Source organism: Synechococcus sp. R55.7 (assembly GCF_047461955.1).
Lineage (GTDB): Bacteria > Cyanobacteriota > Cyanobacteriia > Thermostichales > Thermostichaceae > Thermostichus.
In genome coordinates, this window is record NZ_JANSIC010000005.1 from 11,237 (window position 1) to 16,064 (window position 4,828).

At 59.1% G+C, this 4,828-nt stretch carries 5 protein-coding genes and 1 pseudogene; 3 read left to right on the forward strand and 3 right to left on the reverse strand.

The window, feature by feature from the left end; translation table 11 throughout:
• Positions 1–563, forward strand: a 563-nt coding sequence (locus NW820_RS00695; protein ID WP_414406405.1) for a hypothetical protein, incomplete at its 5' end; no start/stop codon positions are given.
• 115 nt (positions 564–678) lie between these two features.
• Positions 679–873 carry a hypothetical protein gene (locus NW820_RS00700; protein ID WP_041436101.1) on the forward strand — a complete coding sequence of 65 codons (195 nt, stop codon included), beginning with the start codon at positions 679–681 and terminating at the stop codon, positions 871–873.
• A gap of 143 nt (positions 874–1,016) precedes the next feature.
• Here the strand turns inward: NW820_RS00700 and NW820_RS00705 are convergent, their stop codons facing one another.
• Complete coding sequence (locus NW820_RS00705) at positions 1,017–2,141, reverse strand: FtsW/RodA/SpoVE family cell cycle protein (protein WP_414406406.1); 1,125 nt, start codon at positions 2,139–2,141, stop codon at positions 1,017–1,019.
• The gene (gene murD / locus NW820_RS00710; protein ID WP_414406407.1) at positions 2,086–3,528 is read right to left on the reverse strand and encodes a UDP-N-acetylmuramoyl-L-alanine--D-glutamate ligase; all 1,443 of its coding nucleotides are present in this window, start codon (positions 3,526–3,528) and stop codon (positions 2,086–2,088) included. The genes NW820_RS00705 and murD overlap by 56 nt, the downstream gene beginning before the upstream one ends.
• On the opposite strand from murD, the gene NW820_RS00715 reads away from it, so the two are divergent.
• Positions 3,520–3,666 carry a hypothetical protein gene (locus NW820_RS00715; protein ID WP_414406408.1) on the forward strand — a complete coding sequence of 49 codons (147 nt, stop codon included), beginning with the start codon at positions 3,520–3,522 and terminating at the stop codon, positions 3,664–3,666. The genes murD and NW820_RS00715 overlap by 9 nt on opposite strands.
• 160 nt (positions 3,667–3,826) lie before the next feature.
• On the opposite strand, the pseudogene NW820_RS00720 reads toward NW820_RS00715, so the two are convergent.
• A pseudogene (locus NW820_RS00720) lies at positions 3,827–4,828 on the reverse strand (hypothetical protein); the annotation flags it as partial.

Here is a 4,828-nt window from a genome sequence, read left to right on the forward strand (position 1 = left end):
ACACCACAACCTTTGTGGCCCAGTGCTTCGAGCCGGAACGTCTGACCTTCCCACCCATGCCTGCTCTCGGCAGTTGGACGCGCTCCCAAGACGAAGAGACCGGCAACCTAATCTACGGGGTGGTTTGCTATGCCGCCATCGCCCCCATCGACACCGTCCACCGCGCCAGGGCTTTGGGCCTCTCCCCTCAGGAGCTGCGGGAGCAACAGCCCCAAATTTTTGCCATGTTGCGCACCGATTTCCGCGCGGCCATTGTCGGCTTTGTCAGCGGGGGACGAGTCTACCAGTACTTGCCGCCACGGCCTCCCCAGATTCACCAGCCGGTTTATCTCTGCTCCGATACGGAAGTGAGGGAGTTCTGCCGCTCTTTCGAGTTTTTGCGCACCCTGCTACGGGTCAACGGGATCCCAACCGATGAGCTGGTGGCTGCCGTGATCCGCCAGACTTACCGAATCCTGAACCGAGATCGCAACTGGCTTTTACAGGCAGGTCGGCAGTTGAGCTCTCTGTTGCGGGATGATTATGAGCATCTCAGCGCAATTTTACGAAAGATTGAAGCCTAAGCGAAGAAATATTGAGAATGGCCTTGGATCCTTCTTGAGTCAGGTCGGGGGGTGATAATCTGAGGCCGTTTCCTAATGAAGTTTATTCCTTTTGTATCCTCTTTCTGCTGTAAAAATGTTTAACAAATTCAATCCTTCTGACAAACCCTCCAAAGGCAATTGGGCAGGTCGTACCTTTTCTGCAGCTGCGGGCGCTTCGGTGGCAGCCGGTGTTTGCATTGCCCACGGTCAGCCGGCTTATGTGTCGCTGTTGGTGGCCTGTTGCGCGACGGTGTTTACCCTCGTTTTGGATGAAATGGGCTGGATCTAGGCTCGGTTTCAACTTCAGCTTTGGTTTTGCTGCATAAGAAGCCGGTCTAAAGCAGAGGCCAACCAATAGGGATCCCTGGCCCTCTGGGTTTGCTGCTTGGGTGAAAGGATCCCTTTGCTGGGTTGGCAACATGCAGCCTTACTTTACCCTGCTTCGCGGGCTGCCCGCACCAACAATCCTGCTGTGATCAGCCCTGCCAGAATGGAGCTACCCCCATGGCTGAACAAAGGCAGGGGCACACCTGTGGTGGGCAGAACCCCGGTGACCACGCCGATGTTCATCAGTGACTGACCCACCAAAAACATCAGGCAGCCGCAGGCTACTAAGCGAATGGTCAACTCCCGACAGCGCCCCATCACCCGCCAGCCCAGCAGAGTGTAGAAGGTCAGCAACCCCAGAAAGAACAGGGATCCGGCCAAGCCAAACTCTTCTGCATACACCGAGAAGATAAAGTCGGTGTATTGGATGGGCAGGTAGAACAGCTTTTGCTGGGAGAGGCCATATCCCTTGCCCCACAGGCCGCCAGAGCCAATGGCCAACAGACTTTGCACCAGCTGGTAGCCATCCCCTTGGGCATTGCCCCAGGGATCCAAAAAGGCCAGGATGCGCCGTCGTTGGTAATCTTTGCTGAGAATGCTCACCACAGCCGCCAGAATCCCCAGCCCCGCTGTGGCCAAAAGGGTGAAAGCTGGGATCCCGGCAGTCCAAGCCATGACCCAGAGGGTAAGGCCGCAGATGGCCGTGGTGCCCAGGTTGGGCTGGGCGAGGATCCCCAAGAGCGCAAAGGCGAAGATAACCACCCAGAGGATGCGGAACCAGGGAGGATGGTGAAACCAGCGGCCAAAGATCCAGGATCCCTGCAACACCAACAGGGGCTTGAGCAATTCTGAAGGCTGGATAACAGGGATCACCTTCAAATCCAGCCAGCGGCTGGCTTCCAGGCGGGAAACCCCCAACCCCGGCACCTGGGTGGCCCACACCAGGCCAACTCCCACCAAGCAGAGGATCCCGGCCCAGGGGAACCAGCGCCGCAGCGGGATCTGCACCAGAGCCCAGAAACAGCCCAGACCCAGCCCGGCCCAGAGCAATTGGCGCTTGAAAAAGTAGAGGCCATCGCCGGTGATCCGCTGAGCCACCGGGTAGGAAGCAGAAAACAGCATCAGCAGCCCCAGCACCAGCCAGATCAAGGTGAGCCAGCGCAGCCAGCGAGCCTCAGCATTCCAGGGATCCCTGGAGGGCTTGGCAGCAGGCTCGGAAATGGTTGCCACGGTGTTCAAAGCTGGAGTACTGGTCAAAACTGGCACAGGCGGGGGACAGCAAAATGGTGATGGGTTGAGCGGGCTTCCCCAAGCTCTGAGCTTGACGCGAAAGGGAACAAGCCGCTGCAAAGGCTCTTTCCACCGCTACATCTAGGGTTGGCACCAGCTCAACGTCAGTATAGTGGATCCCCTGGAGGGCCTCTGCCAGCACTGGGGCAGACTCCCCCATCAGCACCACGCGGGCCACCTTGGCCCGAATCAACCGCAACCAGGCGCCGGGATCCCCCTGCTTGGCCCTTCCCCCGGCAATCAGAATAATGGGTGGGGAGAGGGCGTTGAGTGCCACCCAGCCGGCTTCGTAGTTGGTGGCCTTGCTGTCGTTGACAAAGCGGATGGGGGTGGATCCCACCTGGATTTGCGCCACCCGCTCCAGTCGATGGGGCATGCCGGCAAAAGATCGGATGGCTTTTTGAATGGCAACGTTGGGGATCCCGGCCAGACGCGCTGCTGCCGCCGCCAAGAGCAGGTTTTGCAGATTGTGTTGGCCAGGGCAGCGTTCTGCAAAGTCCTCCAGCTCCGCCACCATCTCCCCCTGGATGTAGAGGCGGTTTTCCCGCAGGTCAACGGTTGCAGTGAGATCCCGGTCACAACAGCCTTGGGTAGCAACAAGGGAAGTCCAATAGGTATTTTCCCAGTCCTGCCGGCGGCAGCACAGGTAGGGATCCTCGCCGTTGAGCACCCGCCACTGGGCCCGATCCAAAAGGCGAGCCTTGAAGCTGGCATAGCGCTCCAGCGTCCCATGCCGTTCTAGGTGATCGGGAGTGAAGGTGGTCCACACCCCAATACGCGGCGGGCCTCCAGGAGTACTGCTCATGAGGCGGCTGCTGGCTTCCAACTGATAGCTGCTCAGCTCCGCCACGATCCAGTCCGGCTCTAGCGTTCCCTGGAGCGTTGCCAAAGCCACCTGCGACAGGGGCAGGCCGATGTTGCCGCAGGGGATCCCTTGCAGCCCCGCCGCCTTGAACATCTCCGCCACCAGAGCTGTGGTGGTGCTTTTGCCGTTGGTGCCGGTGATCCCCACCCAGGGTAGGTGGTCAAGATAGATCCAGGCCAGCTCCGCCTCTCCCACCACCGGGATCCCCTGTTGACGCACCGCCTGCAGCAGCGGGTGATCCCAGGCAATGCCCGGACTGACCACCACCTGCTCCACTCCTTCGGCCAGTTGAAAAGGCTGCCCCAGCCGAACCGGGATCCCTTCTTGATTGAGCTCAGCCTGCCGCTGTCTGAGAAGAGGGGAATCTTGCTCATCCCAAACCAGCACTTCATAGCCCTGGGCCCGCAACAGCCGCGCTGCCGCCAGCCCCGCAATGCCTAACCCCAAAACTTGATGTTGCACGTTGGTTTCTACTTCTTTCTTTATTTGGGGATCCCTGCTTGGATCTTACCGGTCACGTCCTTGACCCGCATGTTTTTGTTCGACACTCCCCTTGCTTATGGGGGTAACCAGTTGGTGGAGTGGATGGAGTTTTCCTAGCCGCCTGGATGGCTAACTTGGGAATAGGCTGGAGACCAGTCCGCCGGCCACCCTCTACAACCCGTGCAGATTTGTCTTTGGCGTAGAAAAGATTCCACCTAGCCTGCCAGCCTCACTTTGTGGATGCTGTAGGAAATTTTCTTCCCTATGCATCATCTACTCAATCTTCCAAGGGATCCAACTTGGGATCCAGACTCTTGGCCGTTAGACGCAGAGCCTCCGCCTGATCCATCACCCGTGGAGCTTGCACTGCCGTTTCAAGGCCCTGGCGATAGCTCTCCCACAGGGGCATTTCCGGGTAGGTCTGCTGCAACTCGCTGATCTGATCCAGAAGGGCCTCCAGCCAGCCGGCCGTGCTCCAGGTGAGCAGAAACTGGAAGGGGTTCCACAGGTTGAGCTGCCGCCCCAATTCATTTAGGCTCTCGTTGCGAATGGGCGGATCGAAGATGTCCGCCACCGTCATTAACTGGCGCGCCAGCAGAGGTCTGAGGAGTTTCTCGGCAGCTTCCACCACAGCAGGGATGGCAGCCTGGATCTGGTTGGGTCTGGGAATGTTCCGCGCCTGGGGCAAGGCTTGCAGCACCAACTCCAGTCGCCGCTCTGCCTCTGCCGATTCCAAAGCCGATTCCAGGGTGGTGCCCACACTGAGAAACACTTCTCCCGTCAGCAGCCGCACTGCATCGATGACCAGGTGATACAAGGGGGGGATCACGAGCTTAATCCACTCACTCTGGAAAAACTCCCGCAGCCGCCGTGCCGCATAGTCCCCCACTTGGGTGGTCTGGATCCCCACTTGAGTGAGATTGAGATACCAGTCGGGAGGAGATCCCTTGGGATCCAGCCAACGGCGCAGCGTTTGCCATTCTTCTTCTGTGAGGGCAGTTCGTCCCTGTTTTAAGCCGGTTCGCCGCAGCTTGCCCTCGGCATTCAAGAGCTTGCGCAGCTCCGGTGTGCCCAGCAAGGACAAGGCACCTGCCGAACCCACACTGCCGATCTCGATGGCGATCAAGGCGGCCAACAAGGCGGCTGAGGCCTTTACTTGAATCTGGCCGCTTTTGTCCATCACCAAAGGCAGGCGGCTGTTGCCATAGGCACGGGCACTCATCGCCTCCAGAGCAGAGCGTTGGTCAGAGGTCAGCGTCCGAGCCCAAGAAGGGATCCC

Excerpts from the sequence above, each read along its gene's own strand:
- NW820_RS00700 (WP_041436101.1), top strand. The coding sequence starts at position 679 with ATGTTTAACAAATTCAATCCTTCTGACAAACCCTCCAAAGGCAATTGG.
- NW820_RS00715 (WP_414406408.1), top strand. The coding sequence starts at position 3,520 with ATGTTGCACGTTGGTTTCTACTTCTTTCTTTATTTGGGGATCCCTGCT.